The organism is Streptomyces sp. NPDC046870 (genome assembly GCF_040704595.1).
Lineage (GTDB): Bacteria > Actinomycetota > Actinomycetes > Streptomycetales > Streptomycetaceae > Streptomyces > Streptomyces argyrophylli.
The window spans coordinates 115,572-134,235 of the sequence record NZ_JBEYXM010000011.1 but is presented as its reverse complement, the minus strand read 5'-3'; the positions used below and the strand labels follow the sequence as shown (position 1 = coordinate 134,235).

At 72.8% G+C, this 18,664-nt stretch carries 17 protein-coding genes; 9 read left to right on the top strand and 8 right to left on the bottom strand.

Annotated elements, in window-relative coordinates:
* Position 1 precedes the first annotated feature (1 nt).
* Complete coding sequence (locus AB0946_RS23920; protein ID WP_366762673.1) at positions 2-448, bottom strand: DUF6010 family protein; 447 nt, start codon at positions 446-448, stop codon at positions 2-4.
* 231 nt (positions 449-679) lie between these two features.
* On the opposite strand from AB0946_RS23920, the gene AB0946_RS23915 reads away from it, so the two are divergent.
* Complete coding sequence (locus AB0946_RS23915) at positions 680-1,894, top strand: MFS transporter (RefSeq protein WP_366762672.1); 1,215 nt, start codon at positions 680-682, stop codon at positions 1,892-1,894.
* A gap of 82 nt (positions 1,895-1,976) precedes the next feature.
* Here the strand turns inward: AB0946_RS23915 and AB0946_RS23910 are convergent, their stop codons facing one another.
* Positions 1,977-3,140 carry a hypothetical protein gene (locus AB0946_RS23910; protein ID WP_366762671.1) on the bottom strand — a complete coding sequence of 388 codons (1,164 nt, stop codon included), beginning with the start codon at positions 3,138-3,140 and terminating at the stop codon, positions 1,977-1,979.
* A gap of 34 nt (positions 3,141-3,174) precedes the next feature.
* Complete coding sequence (locus tag AB0946_RS23905; protein WP_366762670.1) at positions 3,175-4,116, bottom strand: 5-dehydro-4-deoxyglucarate dehydratase; 942 nt, start codon at positions 4,114-4,116, stop codon at positions 3,175-3,177.
* Positions 4,117-4,328: 212 nt separating this feature from the next.
* Here AB0946_RS23905 and AB0946_RS23900 point away from each other — a divergent pair, with 212 nt between their 5' ends.
* From AB0946_RS23900 to AB0946_RS23870, 7 genes are all read left to right on the top strand, one after another.
* Positions 4,329-5,138, top strand: a complete 810-nt coding sequence (locus tag AB0946_RS23900; protein ID WP_366762669.1) for an NAD(P)-dependent oxidoreductase — start codon at positions 4,329-4,331, stop codon at positions 5,136-5,138.
* A gap of 282 nt (positions 5,139-5,420) precedes the next feature.
* Entirely contained in the window at positions 5,421-6,191 is a 771-nt protein-coding gene (locus AB0946_RS23895) for a DeoR/GlpR family DNA-binding transcription regulator (protein WP_366762668.1), read from the top strand.
* Between the two features lie 85 nt (positions 6,192-6,276).
* A complete protein-coding gene (locus AB0946_RS23890) occupies positions 6,277-7,647 on the top strand; it encodes a sugar ABC transporter substrate-binding protein (RefSeq protein WP_366762667.1) in 1,371 nt (456 codons plus the stop codon).
* Positions 7,644-8,582, top strand: coding sequence for a sugar ABC transporter permease (locus tag AB0946_RS23885; protein WP_366762666.1), 939 nt, complete (start codon positions 7,644-7,646; stop codon positions 8,580-8,582). Before AB0946_RS23890 ends, AB0946_RS23885 begins: the two co-directional genes overlap by 4 nt.
* Complete coding sequence (locus tag AB0946_RS23880; RefSeq protein WP_366762665.1) at positions 8,579-9,406, top strand: carbohydrate ABC transporter permease; 828 nt, start codon at positions 8,579-8,581, stop codon at positions 9,404-9,406. The genes AB0946_RS23885 and AB0946_RS23880 overlap by 4 nt, the downstream gene beginning before the upstream one ends.
* Complete coding sequence (locus AB0946_RS23875) at positions 9,403-10,392, top strand: zinc-dependent alcohol dehydrogenase family protein (RefSeq protein WP_366762664.1); 990 nt, start codon at positions 9,403-9,405, stop codon at positions 10,390-10,392. Before AB0946_RS23880 ends, AB0946_RS23875 begins: the two co-directional genes overlap by 4 nt.
* Positions 10,393-10,478: 86 nt before the next feature.
* On the top strand, positions 10,479-11,615 hold the full coding sequence (locus AB0946_RS23870) for a TerD family protein (RefSeq protein ID WP_366762663.1): 1,137 nt from the start codon (positions 10,479-10,481) through the stop codon (positions 11,613-11,615).
* A gap of 36 nt (positions 11,616-11,651) precedes the next feature.
* Here AB0946_RS23870 and AB0946_RS23865 read toward each other — a convergent pair whose 3' ends face one another.
* The 3 genes from AB0946_RS23865 to AB0946_RS23855 all read right to left on the bottom strand — a co-directional run bounded on the left by AB0946_RS23865 (position 11,652) and on the right by AB0946_RS23855 (position 15,520).
* On the bottom strand, positions 11,652-12,224 hold the full coding sequence (locus AB0946_RS23865; protein WP_366762662.1) for a helix-turn-helix domain-containing protein: 573 nt from the start codon (positions 12,222-12,224) through the stop codon (positions 11,652-11,654).
* A gap of 228 nt (positions 12,225-12,452) precedes the next feature.
* Entirely contained in the window at positions 12,453-13,904 is a 1,452-nt protein-coding gene (locus AB0946_RS23860) for an alkaline phosphatase PhoX (RefSeq protein ID WP_366762661.1), read from the bottom strand.
* Positions 13,905-14,092: 188 nt separating this feature from the next.
* Entirely contained in the window at positions 14,093-15,520 is a 1,428-nt protein-coding gene (locus tag AB0946_RS23855; protein ID WP_366762660.1) for a hypothetical protein, read from the bottom strand.
* A 265-nt stretch (positions 15,521-15,785) separates the two neighbouring features.
* On the opposite strand from AB0946_RS23855, the gene AB0946_RS23850 reads away from it, so the two are divergent.
* Positions 15,786-17,612 carry an endonuclease/exonuclease/phosphatase family protein gene (locus tag AB0946_RS23850; protein ID WP_366762659.1) on the top strand — a complete coding sequence of 609 codons (1,827 nt, stop codon included), beginning with the start codon at positions 15,786-15,788 and terminating at the stop codon, positions 17,610-17,612.
* A gap of 71 nt (positions 17,613-17,683) precedes the next feature.
* Here the strand turns inward: AB0946_RS23850 and AB0946_RS23845 are convergent, their stop codons facing one another.
* Together AB0946_RS23845 and AB0946_RS23840 are read right to left on the bottom strand one after the other, a co-directional pair.
* Positions 17,684-18,217, bottom strand: coding sequence for a DUF3618 domain-containing protein (locus AB0946_RS23845; protein WP_366762658.1), 534 nt, complete (start codon positions 18,215-18,217; stop codon positions 17,684-17,686).
* Positions 18,214-18,633 (bottom strand): phage holin family protein, encoded by a 420-nt coding sequence (locus AB0946_RS23840; protein ID WP_366762657.1) that lies wholly within the window; start codon positions 18,631-18,633, stop codon positions 18,214-18,216. The genes AB0946_RS23845 and AB0946_RS23840 overlap by 4 nt, the downstream gene beginning before the upstream one ends.
* Positions 18,634-18,664: the final 31 nt, after the last annotated feature.

Here is an 18,664-nt window from a genome sequence, read left to right as displayed (position 1 = left end):
GTCACTCCTTCAGGGTCGTGCTCCGCGGACGAAGGGGTGACCGGCGGGCCCCCGAAAACTCATCGGTGCGGCGCGGCGGCCCCCACGGCGCGCGGCCGCCGCCGAGGCACCAGAGGGCGATCACCGGGTCGCACAGCGCGCAGCCGAACGACGAGTCGTGCGCGAAGGGGATGATCGGGTGGCCCTTGAGGTGGTGGACGACGTCCCAGGCGGTGTGCAGCAGCCAGCCGGCGCCGATGAACGCCCACGAGTCCAGGCCCTTGTAGGCGACGCAGGTGGCGAGCGCCGTGAACGCGAACTCCCAGCCGCCGAGGCCGCCGCCGCTGAGGTAGGCGGCCCCCGCACCGGCGACCATGACGGCGTTGAGGCGGCGCCGGCGGGGTTCGGGGACGAGGGACATGAGGGTGACGTAGAGCAGGCCGACGAGAAGGGGCACCAGGTAGCGCATGCGGTCGACGCTAGGGTTCCGGGCCCCGGCGCCCCAGGGGCTCCCGTGCCAGGTTCCGACGGATTGTCGCCGTCACGCGGGGGCTGTCCGCCGTACCCAGGGTCGTTCGTCCGGATCAGGCCGGACCAGGGAGCGGTGCCAGGGCCCGCGAGCCCGGCATGATCCGAACGACAGGCCCTAGGTCACCTGCCCGATCCGCGGCCCCCCGCCTTAGGCCCACGATGACCGGGCATGACGACTTCCTGGACCGTGTCCCGCGTGCTGCGGGACCGCAACGCGGGACTGTGCCTGACCGGCCTGGTGGTGTCCGCCTTCGGCACCTCCTCGCTGTGGCTGGCGTCGGGTGTGTGGGTGAAGGAGCTGACCGGCTCGGACGGACTGGCCGCCCTGTGCCTGCTCGCGATGTGGGCGCCCACCCTCGCCGGCCCGGCGCTCGGCACGCTCGCCGACCGGTTCCGCCGCAGGCCCCTGCTCATCACGGTGAACCTGGGCCTCGCGGCGCTCCTGCCCGTCCTGTTCGCCGTCGACTCCCCCGGCCGTCTGTGGCTGCTGTTCGCCGTCCTGGTGGTCTACGGCGCCGCCGGTGCCGTCCATGACGCCGCCGAGTCGGCGCTGATGACGGCGGCGGTCGGCCCGGAGCTGCTCGGTGACGTCAACGGGCTGCGGATGACGCTCACCGAGGGCATGAAGCTCGTCGCCCCGCTGACCGGGGCGGGTCTCTACGCGGCCTGGGGCGGGCCGGCCGTGGCCTGCCTGGACGCCGTCACCTTCCTGCTCTCCGCCGGGCTGTGCGGCCTGCTGCGGGTGCGTGAGGACCGGCCCGTCCGGTCCGGCGACGGCTGGCGTGAGCAGACCGCGGAAGGCGTCCGGCACCTGTGGGGTCACCCCGTGCTGCGCCCTCTGCTCCGGGCGGGCGGCACGACGATGCTGCTGACCGCGCTGAGCGGCACCACGGTGTACGCCGTGGTGGACCGCCTCGGCCACTCCCCCGCGTACGCCGGCGTGCTGTACGCCGCGCAGGGCGCCGGTTCGGTGACGGCGGGGCTGCTGGCCGGCCCGGCGCTGCGCAGGCTGGGCGGGCTGCGGTTCGCGGCGGCCGGGATCGCGCTGACCGGGGCCGCGGTGGTGGCACGGGCCGTGCCGTGGGACCCGGTGGCCCTGGCCACCAGTGTGGCCTGCGGCCTGGGTCTGCCCTGCGTCCTGGTCGCCGCGCTGACGGCGGTGCAGCGGGAGACCCCCGGCCCGCTGCTGGGCCGGGCGACGGCCACCGCCGGCACGCTGCTCTTCACCCCGAACGTGCTGGGCCTCGCGCTGGGCGCCGGCCTGGTCGAACTGGCCGGCCCCGGGCTGCTGCTGCCGCTCTACGGCCTGGCGCTCCTCCTGACGGCCACGCTGCCGGCGCGGCACATCGCGAGCGCGACCGGGTCCCCGTCCGACACGGCGTGACGCGGCCGCGGTCCATCCGCGCCTTGCGCACGCGCGCCGCGACTGCCCCGCCCCCGGACCGGGGCTGCCGCTCCACGGCCGTTCAGCGCGCCGCCAGTGCCTGCCGGACCGCCGCCAGGTCCGCGTCCGACGCCAGCCCGGCGTGGTACAGCCGCAGTTCCGTCGCGCCTGCGGCTCGCGCGCGTGCCGCGTCCGCCGCGAGGGTGGTGGGGCTGCCGCCCATCCCCGCGACGACCGTGAGGTTGGCGGCCAGCACCGTGCCCTCGCGTGCCTGGGCGGCGAAGGGTGCCAGCAGGGCCGTACCGCCGGTGCAGGGCACCACCACGCCGTCGGCCACGGACAGGATGTGGGCCGGGTCGACGCCCACGTTGGCGCCGCAGTGGTACGGGACCGGGTCGGCGTGCAGCAGGATCCGGAAGCCGTCCGGTGCGGCGGCGCGCACGGCGGCGACGGCCTCCTCCTGGAGGGTGCGGGCGGTGGTGTCGCGCCACGCGCGCGTGGCGGCCGCCGTGTCCCCGCCGAGCAGCTTCTCCACCGTCGGCCAGCCCTCGTCGTCCGCCGTGCCCCGCCACAGCGGCTCCAGCGCCCCCCGCACGGCCCCGGCCAGCGCGTCGGCGTCCAGTCCCCGCTCGCCGTAGCCGGTGCGGCAGGACGGGCAGAAGCACAGGGACATCAGGTACTGCCCGGCGTCCCCGAGGCCGACGCCGGCGGTCTTGTCGTGGGCGTGCAGGTGCTGGAGCCCGTACCAGCCGAGGGACTCCAGTTCGGTGCCGCGCGCGCCGGGGCGCACGGCGGCCTCGGCGGCCAGGTCGACCAGGTACGCGCGCGTGGCGGGCTGGGCGACGCAGGGGGCCCACGGGTAGCGGTCGCCGTAGGCGTTGACGACCGAGGTGTCCGGATGCTCGGCGCCCAGACGGGAGTTGTGGGCGAGGACGACCCAGGTGTGCACCTCCAGGCCGGCCGCGGCGAGGGCTTCGGCGGCCTCGCCGTGGGCGTTGCCGGGGGCCCAGCGGCCGGCGGGGTAGGGCCGCAGGCCGCGGCCCGCCCAGCGGTCGCCCGGCGGGTAGAGGACGGCCGCGTACTCGGCGGTGACGATGCGGTGGCGGGGGTGGCGGGGGGTGAGGGCACGGGTGGAGTGGTAGGCGGAGGCCAGGGTCACCTGCTCCACACCGAGTCCGGCGATCCGCCCGGGGGCGGCGGGGTCCCCGTTGACGTCCCAGGGGTAGACGAACGCCGACGCCTTCACGCGTCCTCCCCCGCCAGGGCGTGGCCGTGCCCGCTCACGCGCCCTCCTCCAGCAGTTCGTAGCCGTGTTCGATGAGCCGGGCGAGCTGTTTGACGTGCTCCTCGGCGGGCTCGTGCAGCGGGGGCCGGACCTCGCCGACGTCGAGGCCGCGCAGCCGGACCCCGGCCTTGACGAGGGAGACGGCGTATCCGCGGCCCTGGGCGCGCAGTTCCACGAACGGGCGGTAGAAGCCGTCCAGGAGGCGGTGGGCGGTGGGCAGGTCGTCCGTGAGCAGGGCTTGGTGGAAGGCGAGGGCGATCTCCGGCGCGAAGCAGAACACCGCGGAGGAGTAGAGGGTGATGCCGAGGGCGCGGTAGGCGAGCTGGGTCTGCTCGGCGGTGGGCAGGCCGTTGAAGTACAGGAAGTCGCCGGGGACCTCGGTGCGGACCGCGCTCACGACCCGCTGCATGAGGTCGAGGTCGCCGAGGCCGTCCTTGAGGCCGATGACACCGTCGGTGCGGGCCAGTTCGGCCACGGTCGCCGGGGTGAAGACGGCGTTGTCGCGCTGGTAGACGATGACGGGCAGGTCGGTGGCGGCGGCGACCTCCCGGTAGTGCCGCAGCAGGCCCTCCTGGCCGGCGACCACGAGGTAGGGCGGCATGGCGAGGAGGCCGTCGGCGCCCGCGCCGGCGGCGATGCGCGCGTAGCGGACGGCGAGGGCGGTGCCGTAACCGGCGCCCGCGACGACCGGGACGCGCCCTTCGGCCGCCTCGACGGCCGCCCGGAGGCAGGCCTCGAACTCCTCCGGCAGCAGCGCGTGGAACTCCCCGGTGCCGCAGCAGGCGAAGACGGCGGCGGCACCGGCCGCGACACCGCGGCGCACATGGGCGCGGTAGGCGTCCAGGTCGAGCGAGCCGCCGGGGCCGAAGGCCGTGACGGGGAAGAACAGCGGCCCGCGCGGATCGCTGAGCCGTTCGGTCAGAGGGGCTGGCGTCACGGACTCTCCCTTGGGACACGCCGGTGCATGTTTCTGATCCACGTCCATATTTCTGAACGGGACCACGCTAAAGGGCCGTGTCGCGGCGGGTCAAGCGGGCAAACTCGCATGACCGGGAGCGAATGAGCCGACATCACGCGACACTTGACGGTGCCCGGCGAACTCTCTAGCGTGTCCACGTATGTGAATGCCGGCCACAAGGAGAACCGAGGATGCCCGCTCCCCGCACGATCCTGCTCACCGGCGCCGCCGGCGGGCTCGGCACCCTGATGCGGTCCCTGCTGCCGGAGTACGGCTACACGCTGCGCCTGTTCGACATGCGCCCCGTCGAGGGCGAGCCCGGCGCGATCACCGCCGACCTCGGTGACAAGGAGGCGCTGCGCGAGGCCGTACGGGGCGTGGACGCGATCCTGCACCTCGCGGGAATCTCCCTGGAAGCGCCCTTCGAGAAGATCCTCAGGTCGAACATCGAGGGCACCTACAACCTGTACGAGGCCGCCCGGCTCGCGGGCGTGCCGCGGATCGTCTTCGCCTCCTCCAACCACGCCGTCGGCTTCACCCCCGCCCCGCGCGCGGGCGAGCCGCTGATCCCCGTCGACACCCCGCGCCGCCCGGACACCTTCTACGGCCTGTCGAAGTCCTTCGGCGAGGACCTGGCCCAGCTCTACTGGGACAAGCACGGCCTGGAGACCGTCTCGGTGCGCATCGGCTCCTGCTTCCCGGAGCCCACCAGCGTGCGCATGCTGTCGGTGTGGATGAGCCCGGCGGACGGCGCCCGTCTCTTTCACGCGGCCCTGACCGCCGAGGAGGTCGGCCACACGGTCGTCTACGGCTCCTCCGCCAACACCCGCCTGTGGTGGGACCTGAGCACCGCACGGGCACTCGGCTACGAACCCCGGGACGACTCCGAGCCGTACGCCGGGAAGCTCATCGCCGAACAGGGCGAGCTGGACCCGGAGAACCCGGCCCAGCGCCACCTGGGCGGGCACTTCGTGAACGACCCGCCCATCTGGCCGTACTGACCCTTGCCGGCTCCCCGGGGGGACCCGGCGGCCGGAAACGATCGTCCACACGCGCGGGCGGGCACCGAACGGGCCCGCCCGCCGCCGTAACCGGGCATCCGCCGTGCCCGATCCCACCCCGCCCCGGACAGCCGCGCAGGTCCGCGGCGGGCACGGCCCGCGTGAAGCGGGCACAAGCGGGCACTATCGGGCCCGCAACAGACCTGGTCAGCGCCGCGCGCCGACGGTAGAACTTCCCCCATGGGCCCGAACGGGCAGGTCCACAGGGAAGTGGGTGACGACATGACCACCAGGACGGCGGAAGAACGCCAGCGCGAGATCGTGCGGGCCGCCCGCGCCACCGGCTCCGTGGACGTCACCGCGCTCGCCGCCGATCTGGGCGTGGCCAAGGAGACCATCCGGCGCGACCTGCGCGCCCTGGAGGACCACGGCCTGGTCCGCCGCACCCACGGCGGCGCCTATCCGGTGGAGAGCGCCGGGTTCGAGACGACCCTCGCCTTCCGCGCCACCAGCCATGTGCCCGAGAAACGCCGGATCGCCGCCGCGGCGGCCGAACTGCTCGGGGACGCCGAGACCGTCTTCGTCGACGAGGGCTTCACCCCCCAGCTCATCGCCGAGGCGCTGCCCAGGGGCCGGCCGCTGACCGTGGTCACCGCGTCCCTGCCGGTCGCGGGCGCCCTCGCGGAGGCCGACCAGGTCTCCGTGCTGCTGCTCGGCGGCCGGGTCCGTCCGGGCACGCTGGCCACCGTCGACCACTGGACGACGAAGATGCTGGCCGGCTTCGTGATCGACCTCGCCTACATCGGGGCCAACGGCATCTCCCGCGAACACGGGCTGACCACCCCCGACCCGGCGGTCAGCGAGGTGAAGGCGCAGGCCGTCCGGGCCGCCCGGCGCACGGTCTTCGCGGGCGTGCACACCAAGTTCGGCGCGGTCAGCTTCTGCCGGTTCGCGGAGATCGGCGCGCTGGAGGCGATCGTGACCAGCACCCTGCTCCCGGCCGCCGAAGCCCACCGCTACTCCCTGCTGGGCCCGCAGGTCATCCGGGTCTGATTCCGCGATCCGTCCCCCGTCCAGCGGTGCTCCGCACCGTCGAGCGCCCCTTATGTCCCCCTTTCCTCTCCTTCAGGAGCGATCCATGCGCACCCCGAGCCGACGGAGGCCGCGAGCCACGCTCGCCCTGGCCGCCGCAGGGACGCTGCTCGCCCCGCTGCTCTCCGGCTGCTGGGCCGGTGCCGGCGGGACCGGTTCCGGCGGCGACTCCATCAACGTCCTGATGGTCAACAACCCGCAGATGACCGAGTTGCAGAAGCTGACCGCCGCCCACTTCACCAAGGACACCGGCATCAAGGTCAACTTCACGGTCCTGCCGGAGAACGACGTCCGCGACAAGATCAGCCAGGACTTCGCCAACCAGGCCGGCCAGTACGACGTGGCCACCCTGTCCAACTACGAGATACCGATCTACGCCCGCAACGGCTGGCTGCACGAGATGAACTCGTACGTCGCGAAGGACGCCTCGTACGACGAGCGGGACGTGCTCAAGCCGATGCGCCAGTCCCTCACCGGCGACGACGGCAAGCTCTACGGACAGCCCTTCTACGGCGAGTCGTCCTTCCTCATGTACCGCAAGGACGTGTTCGCGGCGAAGGGCCTGACCATGCCCGAGCGTCCCACCTGGCGGCAGGTCGCGGACCTGGCCGCGAAAGTGGACGGCGCCCGGCCGGGCATGCGGGGCATCTGCCTGCGCGGGCTGCCCGGCTGGGGCGAGCTGATGGCACCGCTGACCACGGTCGTGAACACCTTCGGCGGCACCTGGTTCGACACGGACTGGAAGGCGCGGCTGGACTCCCCGGCCTTCGAGAAGGCGACGAACTTCTACGTCGGCCTCGTCCGCGAGCACGGCGAGTCCGGCGCCGCCCAGTCCGGCTTCGCCGAATGCCTGAACAACATGACCCAGGGCAAGACCGCCATGTGGTACGACGCCACCTCCGCGGCCGGACTGCTGGAGGGCGCGGGCTCCCCGGTCAAGGGCAGGCTCGGCTACGCCCCCGCCCCCGTCGAGCGCACCACGTCCTCCGGCTGGCTCTACACCTGGGCCTGGGGCATCCAGCAGGCGTCCCGCAACCCCGACAAGGCGTGGAAGTTCGTCTCCTGGGCGTCGGGCAAGGGGTACGAGCGGCTGGTCGGCGAGACCAGCGGCTGGTCGAACGTCCCGGCGGGCAAACGGGCGTCGACCTACACCAACGCCGACTACCGCAAGTCGGCCGCCGCGTTCCAGGAGATGACCAAGGAGGCCATCGAGAGCGCCCGGCCGAACGACCCCGGGGTGCAGCCGCGGCCCGCGCCCGGCATCCAGTTCGTCGGCATCCCCGAGTTCACCGACCTCGGCACCAAGGTCTCCCAGGAGATCAGCGCGGCCATCGCCGGACGCCAGTCCGTCGACGCGGCCCTGAAGAAGTCTCAAGCACTCGCCGAGAAGATCTCCAAGGAGTACGAGGGACGATGACAGCGACGACCACGGCCCCCCTCGCGGCCACACCCGCACGGACGGTCGGGCAGCCCCCGGCCCGGCTGCGCGCCTGGGCCACCCGCGCGCCGCTCCTGCCGGCCCTCGTGTTCATGATCGTGGTGACCCAGCTGCCCTTCGTGGCCACGCTGGTGATCTCCTTCTTCGACTGGAACGCCCTCTACCCCAAGGCCCGCCGCTTCACCGGCCTGGACAACTACCGCCAGGTGCTCAGCGACGCCGACCTGCGCCACTCGGTGTGGACGACCGTGCTGCTCACGGCGGCCGTGGTGCTGGCCAGCCTGGTCGTCGGGCTGGCGCTGGCACTGCTGCTGGACCGGCGGTTCCGCGGCCGGGGCATCGTCCGCACCCTGCTCATCGCCCCCTTCCTGATGGTACCGGTGGCCGCCGCGCTGCTCTGGAAGCATGTGCTCTACAACCCCGAATACGGCTTGCTCAACGGGTTGCTGCACTACGTGGGCGGGCCACAGCCGGACTGGGTCTCCCGCACCCCGCTCCTCGCGGTCGAGGCCTCGCTGGTGTGGCAGTGGACGCCGTTCATGATGCTGATCCTGCTCGCCGGACTGCAGAGCCGGGACCAGCAGCAGATCGAGGCCGCGCGGGTCGACGGCGCGAGCGACTGGCAGATCTTCCGCCATCTCACCCTGCCCCACCTGCGCCGCTACCTGGAACTGGGCGCACTGCTCGGCTCGATCTACATCGTCCAGAACTTCGACGCGGTCTTCACGATCACCTCCGGCGGCCTGGGCACCGCCAACCTGCCCTACACCGTCTACCAGAGCTTCTACCAGGCCCACGAGAACGGCCTGGCCTCGGCCGCCGGCGTCCTGGTGGTCATCGGCTCGATCGTCATCGCGACCTTCGCCCTGCGCGTGGTGTCGTCCCTGTTCCGCGAGGAGGTGTCCCGCGCATGACCGCCGTACTGCGCCGGGGTGGTCTCGGCCTGGTGGCCTGGCTGGCCGGCATCGTCTTCTTCCTGCCCATCGCGTGGATGGCCCTGACGTCCTTCCACTCCGAGGCGGACGCGGCGACCAACCCGCCGTCGTTCACCGCCTCGCTGACGCTCGACGGCTACCGCGAGTTCTTCGGCAGCGGCGGCGGGGCGAGCCCATGGCCCGCGCTGGTCAACTCCACGGTGGCGTCGGTCGCCTCGACGCTCCTGGTCCTGCTGCTGGCCCTGCCGGCGGCCTACGCGCTGTCGATCCGGCCGGTGCGGAAGTGGACCGACGTCCTGTTCTTCTTCCTGTCCACCAAGATGCTGCCGGCCGTGGCGGGCCTGCTGCCGGTCTACCTCTTCGCCAAGAACGCCGGGATGCTCGACAACATCTGGCTCCTGGTCGTCCTGTACACCTCCATGAACCTGCCGATCGCCGTGTGGATGATGCAGTCCTTCCTCGCCGAGGTGCCGGTCGCGGTCATCGAGGCGGCGCGGGTGGACGGCGCCCGGCTCCCGGTGATCCTGGCGCGCGTGGTGGCCCCGATCGCCCTGCCCGGCATCGCCGCCACCGCCCTGATCTGCTTCATCTTCAGCTGGAACGAACTGCTCTTCGCCCGAGTCCTGACGGGCGTGGTCGCCGAGACCGCCCCCGTCTTCCTGACCGGCTTCATCACCAGCCAGGGCCTGTTCCTGGCCAAGGTGTGCGCCGCGTCGCTCGTCATCTCCCTGCCGGTGCTCGCCGCGGGGTTCGCCGCCCAGGACAAGCTGGTCCAGGGCCTGTCGTTGGGAGCCGTGAAATGAAGGCCGCCGTCATCGAGTCCGTGGGCCGAGCCGTCGTCACCGAGGTGCCCGACCCGACGCCGGGCCCCCGCGAGGTGGTCGTCGAGGTCGCGGCCTGCGGTCTGTGCGGCACCGACCTGCACATCCTCCAGGGCGAGTTCGCGCCCAAGCTGCCGATCGTCCCCGGGCACGAGTTCGCGGGCGAGGTCGTCGGTGTCGGCACCCAGGTCACCGAGGTGGCCGTCGGAGACCGGGTGGCCGTGGACCCCTCGCTCTACTGCTACGAGTGCCGGTACTGCCGTACGGGCCACAACAACCTGTGCGAGCGGTGGGCGGCGATCGGCGTGACGACGGCGGGCGGCGCGGCCCGGTACGCGGTGGCGCCGGTCGCCAACTGCGTGAAGCTGCCCGACCACGTCCGCACCGAGGACGCGGCCCTGGTGGAGCCCCTGTCCTGCGCGGTGCGCGGCTACGACGTCCTGCGGTCCCGCCTGGGCGCCCATGTGCTGATCTACGGCTCCGGGACCATGGGCCTGATGATGCTGGAGCTGGCCAAGCGGACCGGTGCGGCGAGCGTGGACGTGGTCGACGTCAACCCGGCCCGCCTGGAGACGGCCCGGCTGCTCGGCGTCTCGGCGGCCGCGGCGAACGCCGACGAACTGGACCGCCCGCGGGGCTGGGACGTGGTGATCGACGCGACCGGCAACGCGGCGGCGATCCAGGACGGCCTGGACCGGGTCGCGAAGGCGGGCACGTTCCTGCAGTTCGGGGTGGCGGACTACGCGACCCGGGTGACGATCGACCCCTACCGGATCTACAACCAGGAGATCACGATCACCGGCTCCATGGCGGTGCTGCACAGCTTCGAGCGGGCGGCCGAGCTGTTCGCGAACGGCGTGCTGGACCCGGGCGTCTTCATCAGCGACCGGATCCCGCTGGAGCGGTACCCGCAGGCGCTGGAGCAGTTCGCCGCGGGGGTGGGGCGGAAGATCGTGGTGGTGCCCTGAGCCGGTCGGGGCGGGCCCCTGAGCCGATCGGGGGGTGGGTAAGGGAACGGTAAAGCGGTGTCGTTCGTTCTCCCGGCATGACAGCTATGACCCCTGGCTCGAACATCCCCCTCCCGGCCGCGCGCGTGACGGTGGACGTCTCCGCTCCGGTGCGGCTCGACGTGTCGGGCCTGCTGCTCACCGGTGACGGCAAGGTGCGCTCCGACGACGACTTCATCTTCTACAACCAGCCCACGGGGCCCGGCGTGACGTACCGGTCGGGAGGCGGTACGGCGCCGGACGCGGTCACGGTCGACACGGCCGCCGTACCGCCGGAGATCGAGAAGATCGTCGTCACGGCCAGCCCGGACGCGGCCGGCCAGACCTTCCGGGGGATCGAGCCGACAGCCACGATCCGGGACGCCGACGGCGGCGCCGTGCTGGCGACGTTCACCCCGCCGCAGCTCGGCGACGAGACCGCGCTGGTGGTCGTGGAGATCTACCGCCGGGGCGGCCAGTGGAAGGCTCGGGCCGTCGGGCAGGGGTACGCCAACGGGCTCGCGGGCATCGCGACCGACTTCGGCGTGACGGTGGAGGAGCCGGCCGCGGCTCCGGCCGCACCCCCGCAGCCGGCGGCACCGCCGCCCGCTCCCGCGCCGGGCGCCGGAAAGATCAACCTGGACAAGGGCCGGGTCAGCCTGCAGAAGAACCAGACGGTGTCCCTCATCAAGGGCGGCCGGCCGCTGCTCTCCCAGGTGCGGATGGGCCTCGGCTGGGAACCGGCGTTCCGCGGCAAGGACATCGACCTGGACGCCTCGGTCGTCGCCTACGGCCCGCAGCGCAACCACATCGACAGCTGCTACTTCGGCAAGCTGACGATCCTGAACGGCGCGATCCGGCACTCCGGGGACAACCTGACCGGCGAGGGCGGGGGCGACGACGAGGTCATCACGGTCGACCTGGGCCGGCTGCCCCAGGAGGTCACCGGGCTGGTCTTCACCGTGAACTCCTTCTCCGGCCAGAAGTTCACCGAGGTCGCCAAGGCGTACTGCCGTCTGGTCGACGCCTTCTCGGGCGAAGAGCTGGTCCGCTTCGACCTCACCGGCGCCGAGCCCCGGACCGGCGTCCTGATGGCCAAGCTCATCCGCCAGTTCTCCGGCGAGTGGGACATGACGGCGCTGGGCGAGTTCGTGAAGGCCCGCACCGTACGGAACATGGTGGAGCCGGGGGCACGGGCTCTGTAAGCCCGCGGGGACGGCGCCGCGGCGTGCCGCGGCGCCTCAGCCGGCCCGCAAGCCCTCCGTCAGCAGCTCCAGGTACCGCCGGATCTCCCGCTCCCCCGCCCCGGCGAGCTCCGCCGCCGAGGTCACCCCGTGGGTCAGGCGCAGCACGTCGACCGGCTCCACGTCCCCCCGGAGCGTGCCCTCCGCCTGCGCCGCCTTCACCAGCCGGGTCACCGCGCCGTGCACCACGGTCCCGCACGCCGTCAGCGCCGCCGCGCCGCCGTGCTCCGTCACCGCCGAGCCGAGCAGGGCCCTCATCCCCCGCACCTGGAGGGAGCCCACCGCCAGCTCGTACAGCCACTCCCCGAGCGCCTCGCCCGGCGGCCGTTCGGCCGCCAGTTCGTCGGCGCGTACCCCGAACGCCTCGATCCGCTCCACGTACGCCGCCTCCAGCAGCGCCTGCCGGTTCGGGAAGTGCCGGTAGAGGGTGCCCGAGCCGACACCGGCCCGCTTGGCGATGTCGTCGAGCGACGCGTTCTCCCCGTGCTCCGCGAAGGCCTCGGCCGCCGCCTTCAGCAGTCGCTCGTAGTTGCGCCGGGCGTCCGCGCGCATGGGCCTGCCCTGCGTCATCCACTCACTCCTCGCGAACCGGGGACCCCCTCCGCATGGTATCCGGCGACGGCGTCCCGGCACCGGTCCCGGCGGGAGGCGGGCAGCGGCACGCTCGCGCCCCCGCGCCGGGCCACCACCCGCCGCCACGGGTTCCGGGACGCCCCCCGTGCGGCCGGTGGTGTTCCAGGACCTTGCGTTTGGATCATGCCAGACCCCGCCAGTCCGGCATGATCCGAACGAAAGACCCTAGCGGGCCTGCCGCTTCCAGGGGCCGGTGATGGCGAGCATGATGCCGGGCGTCTGGATGTTGGCGAAGAGGGTCCTGCCGTCGGGCGAGAAGGTGACACCGGTGAACTCGCTGTACTCCGGCGCCTCGGCGGTGCCGATGTTCAGCTCGTTGCGGGCGATCGGGTACGTCCGGCCGCTGTCGGTGGCCCCGAACAGGTGCTGGACGCCCTCGCCGTCCTCGGCGATGACCAGGCCGCCGTACGGGGAGACGGTGATGTTGTCGGGGCCGTCGAAGGCGCCGTCCACCGCCGGGTCCGGGTTGACGCCGAGCAGCACCTTCAGCGTCAGCGTGCGGCGCTTGGGGTCGTAGAACCAGACCTGGCCGTCGTGCTGGACCGGGCTCTCCTGGCGGGCGTAGGAGGAGACGACGTAGACGCCGCCGTCGCCCCACCACATGCCCTCCAGCTTGCGGGCGCGGGTGACCTGGCCGTCGGTGAACTGCTTGCGCACCGAGACGGTCCGGGCGTCACGGTCGGGGACGTCCACCCAGTCGACGCCGTACACGGTGCCGATCCTGGTGGCGCGGGACAGGTCGTCCACGAACCTGCCGCCGGAGTCGAAGCACCTGAACGCCTGGAGCACGCCCGCGTCGTCGGCGAGGGTGCGCAGCCTGCCCCGGCCGTGCCGGAAGCCCTCCGGCGGGGTCCAGCGGTAGAACAGGCCGTTGGGGCCGGAGGCGTCCTCGGTGAGGTAGACGTGACCGCGCTTGGGGTCGACCACGACGGCCTCGTGGGCGTAGCGGCCCAGCGCCTTGATCGGCTTGGGGTCGCGGTTGGCCCGGCGGTCCTCCGGGTCGACCTCGAAGACATAGCCGTGGTCCTTGGTGAAGCCGTTCTTGCCGGCCTTGTCCTCGGTCTCCTCGCAGGTCAGCCAGGTGCCCCAGGGGGTGCTGCCGCCGGCGCAGTTGGTGGCGGTGCCGGCGATGCCCACCCACTCGGCGACCTCGCCGCCGCGGCGGACCTCGACGACGGTGCAGCCGCCGGCCGCCGCCGGGTCGTAGACCAGGCCCTCGGTGAGCGGCACCGGGTGCGGCCACTGGGCGCGGGCGCCGGCCAGCTCGTGGTTGTTGACGAGGAGGGTGGTGCCGCGCGGGCCCTCGAAGGTGGCCGTGCCGTCGTGGTTGGACGGGGTGAACTCGCCGGACTCCAGCTTGGTCCGCCCGCTGTACGTGATGATCTCGTAGGAGAAGCCGGCGGGCAGGGCGAGGATGCCCTCGGGGTCGGGGATCAGCGGGCCGTAGCCGACGCCGTGGTGGTGGCCCCCATGCGCGGACTCGGCCTCGGCGCTCGCGGTGTCCGTGGCGGCGAGGGCGTTCGGCGCGGTGGCGAGCGCGCCGACGCTGCCCGCCAGGGCGACCCCGGCCCCGGTGATCGCGGATTTCCTGGCGAAGTCCCTGCGGGTGAGCGACATGGTGTCTCCTGTGACGACGGTGGTGGTGCCGTGGAGGGTGGGGGGCCTCGGTTCGGCGCACACGCTCCCGCCCACTTGTGAACGTGGGTTGAACGCCGGGCTACTTCACCGGTCCTTGTTCAAGAACCCGTATGCACCACCCCATCGCCGGCAAAAGAGCCCGGCCGGACCCGCGACCGGCCGGGCTCTCAACCCCCTTGCTGCGACCGTGCCTTGAACGCCGCCTTCCGTGCCTGCTTGGCCACCTTCTTGTCCGGGTGCAACCGCCCCATCGCGTCCAGCACCTCGGCGGTGGCGGGGTGCTCCACCCGCCAGGCCGCCGCGAAGAACCCGCTGTGCTGGGAGGCCAGCCCCTCCACGAGGGCCTGGAGCTCCTCGGAGTTGCCCTCGGCCGCCAGCTGCGCGGCCAGTGTGTCGACGGTCAGCCAGAACACCATGTCCTCGGAGGGTGCCGGCACCCCGGCGACGCCCCGCTCGCTCAGCCACACCCGGGCGAGACCGCCCAGCTCGGGGTCGTCCAGCACCTCGCGCAGCGCGGGTTCGGCCTCCGCGCCGACCAGCGACAGCGCCTGCTGGCAGAGGAGCCTGCGCAGCGGGGCCCCGGCGTCCGCGCCGCGCGCCGCCGCCAGCAACTCCCGTGCCGCCGCGAGCGGTTCGCGCCGGGCCAGCCACTGCTCGGTCTCGGCCCGGGCGGCGGACTGGCCGAACCGGGCGGTGCCGTCGAGCAGGACGTCCGCGCCCTTGTCGGCCAGGTCACCGACGGCCGGCGCGTCGAACCCGGCCTCCAGCAGCCGTGCCCGCAGCCCGTACACGCCGAGCGGGGTGAGGCGGACCATGCCGTAGCGGGCGACGTCGGCGTCGTCCACGGTCGCGGCGGGCTCCTCGTCGGTGTCGGCCATCAGCGCCTCGTCCACCGGCCGGTAGTCCACGAGTCCGACCGGCTCCAGCACCCGGAACTGGTCGTCCAGCCGCATCATGGCGTCGGAGACCTGCTCCAGCACGTCGTTGGTCGGTTCGCCCATGCCGTCGGGCAGGAGCATGGAGGCGGCGAGGGCGGGCAGCGGGACGGTGCCGTCGCCGGGGCCGTCCTCACTGACGGTCAGCAGGTAGAGGTTGCCGAGGACGCCGTCGAGGAAGTCCGCCTCGGCCTGCGGGTCCCAGTCGAGTGACGAGAAATCGACCTCGCCGCCCTCGTCCAGCGCGTCGACCAGGTCGTCCAGGTCGGGGACGGCCGCGTCGGCGATGACGGTCTCCAGCGCGGCCAGCCACACGGTGAGCACGTCCCGCGGGGCGCCGCCGGTGAGCAGCTCCAGCTCCTCACCGGCCCGGACGGTGCCGGCCTCCTCGTCCACGATCTCGACCAGACCGGCGTCCACGGCGACCCGCCAGGCCTCGCTCGCGTACGCGGCGGCGTCGTCACCGCTCAGTCCGAGCAGTTCCACGGCGGCCGGCAACTGCTCCTCGGCCAGCCCGCCGCCGGCGTCGACGCGGGTGCCGGGCCCGGCCCAGCGGGCGAGGCGGGCCGCGCGGGAGAGCAACGGCGTGGACAGCGCGGCGCGCGCCAGCTCCGCTTCGGGATGCAGCCGTACGGGCGGCAGGGGGGAGCTGTCTGACATCGGCTGGTTCTCCTCGGACCGTGAACGGACTCAGCCGCTCAGCCTAGACGGATTTCCACCCATGCCGCCCGGTTCATCTCACCGTAAGGGGTCGTCGATGGCCGAAACCTTGACAACTCCCGGGGCCAGGCTGGAGATTGACGCGCGTAGAAGTTGGGGGGACAACTGTTCACTCGGCTCTATGCGTGTCACAGAGGGCCACCACCTCCACACGCTCCCGTTCCACCCTCGTCCCGGCGCATCGTCACGTCCCCGGAGGGATCCCTTGCCGAGCAGGTCTTCCGCGCGCCTCGCCGCGCTCACCGTCGCCGCCGTCTGCAGCGCGGCCTCCGCCGTCGCCCTCACCTCCCCCGCGCTCGCCGATTCGGTGCGCGTCCACGACATCCAGGGCACGACCCGGATATCCCCGTTCGCCGGGCAGAAGGTGACGGACGTACCCGGCATCGTCACGGCCACGCGCACGTACGGGTCCTCCAAGGGCTTCTGGCTCCAGGACCCGACCCCGGACGACAACCCGGCCACCAGTGAGGGCGTGTTCGTCTTCACCAGCTCCACCCCGAAGGTCGCGGTCGGTGACGCGGTGAAGGTGACCGGCACCGTCTCCGAGTACGTCCCGGGCGGCGCCTCCTCCGGCAACCAGTCGCTGACGGAGATCACCAAGCCGGTGATCACCGCCGTCTCCACGGGCAACGCGGTCCCGGCGCCGGTCGTCGTCGACGAGGAGGCGGTGCCGGACGCCTACGCGCCCACCGGTGACGCCGCCGCCGCCAACTCGATCAACGGCCTCCCCCTGGACCCGTCCGCTTACGCCCTGGACTACTACGAGTCCCTGGAGGGCATGAACGTCCAGGTCGCCGACGCTCGCGTGGTCACCGCCACCGACCCGTACAGCGAGCTGTGGGTCACCGTGAAGCCGTGGGAGCACCGCAGCCGGCGCGGCGGCACGGTCTACGGCTCCTACGACTCCCAGAACACCGGCCGGCTCCAGATCCAGTCGCTGGGCCCGACCGCCGACTTCCCGAAGGCGAACGTCGGCGACACCCTGGAGGGCACCACCACCGGCCCGCTGGACTTCAACCAGTACGGCGGCTACACCCTCGTCGCGAGCGAGCTCGGCACGCTCGGGAGCGCGGGCCTGGAGCGGGAGACGACGCGGAAGCAGTCGGATCGCGAGCTGGCGGTGGCGACCTACAACGTGGAGAACCTCGACCCGTCGGACACCACCTTCGACCAGCACGCCTCCGCGATCGTGCACAACCTCCAGTCGCCGGACATCGTGTCCCTGGAGGAGATCCAGGACAACAACGGCGCCACGGACGACGGCACGGTCGACGCGGACCGGACCGTGACGAAGCTGATCGACGCGATCGTCGCGGCGGGCGGCCCGCGGTACGACTGGCGCTCGGTCAACCCGGTCAACGACCAGGACGGCGGCGAGCCCGGCGGCAACATCCGCCAGGTGTTCCTGTTCAACCCGGAGCGGGTGTCCTTCACGGACCGCGCGGGCGGCGACTCGACCACCGCCGTCGGCGTCACCAAGGTGCACGGCAAGGCCCAGCTGACGGTGTCCCCGGGCCGGATCGACCCGGCGGACGCGGCCTGGAGCAACAGCCGCAAGCCGCTCGCGGGCGAGTTCGTCTTCCGCGGCAAGACCGTCTTCGTGATCGCGAACCACCTCAACAGCAAGGGCGGCGACCAGGGTCTGGCCTCGCAGTACCAGCCGCCGGTGCGCAGCTCGGAGATCCAGCGGCACGCCCAGGCGACCGAGGTGAACGCGTTCGTCAAGGACATCCTGTCCGTGCAGAAGAACGCGGACGTCATCGCGCTCGGCGACATGAACGACTTCGAGTTCTCCGGGACCGCGCGGATCCTGGAGGGCGACGGCGAACTGTGGTCGGCGATCAAGTCGCTGCCGGCGAACGAGCGTTACACCTATGACTACCAGGGCAACCAGCAGGTCCTGGACCAGATCCTGATCAGTCCGGCGATCCGCCGCGGCTGTGACTTCGAGTACGACAGCGTGCACATCAACTCGGAGTTCAACGACCAGATCAGCGACCACGACCCGCAGGTGCTGCGGTTCCGTCCGTGACACGACGGCGGGGCCGGCCCGGCTGGACGCCCGGCCGGCCCCTCCGTCCCGTGCTCACCGGCGGCGGGGGTTCACCGGCAGCGGTCGATCCGGCGCCAGACCACGGCCACGCCGAAGACAGCGGCGCCCGCCGCGCCGATGATCAGGGCCGGCCGGGGGTGCCGCATCGCGGCGCTCACGACGGACCGCACCGGGTCCGGGACCCGCGTGTCGTGCTCCGCGGTGTGACCGGCGTGGGCAGCCCCGTCCCGCAGGGCGTGCCGGCCGTGTCCGGCCCGCTCCTGCACCAGGTGCCCGGCCTTGGTCATCCGTTCCTGCGCGGTGTGGCCGGCCCGCGCGGCGCGGTCCTGCACCAGGTGGCCCGCCTTGGCCGCCCGGTCCTGCACACCGTGCCCCGCCTGGGCGGCGCCGGCGCGCAGCTGGACGGTCATGGCGCCGGCCTTGTCCTTCAGGTCGGCGGCGCGCGCCCGGGCCCGGCCCTTCACATCGACCCGGTCCACCAGCTGGGCGACGGTGTCGCCGAGCTGGCTCCGGGTCTGTTCGATCTGCCGCCGCAGCTCGTCGGGGCCCTTGGCGCCCGAGCCGTGCGCGTTCCTGTGCGTCATCGGTGTGCCCTTTCCCTGATGGCGTCGACGTCCGCCCTGACACTGCCGAGCGTCTTCTCGGGCGTGGGCGGGGCGGCCCGGCGCAGCTGGGCGCGGCCGGTCGCGGCCAGCAGGCCGGCGACGGCGAAGAACACCGCTGCCACGATGAGCGCCGCCGCCCACACGGGCAGCGCCAGGGAGAGGGCGGCGGTGGCCGCTCCGGCCAGGGTGATCAGCCCGACGTAACCGACGGCGCCGGCGGCGCCCAGCATGCCGCCGCCGCGTCCGGCGCGGCGTCCTTTCTCGGTCAGTTCCTCCTTGGCGAGGGCGACCTCCTGCCGCAGCAGCCGGGAGAGCTGTTCGGTGGCCCGGCCGACGAGTTCGCCCGTGGAGGGGTGCCCGTCGGCCGCGGGCCTGGTGTGCGGGGTCACGGTCACGGCGTTCCGCCTCCTCTCAGTGCGGAACCCC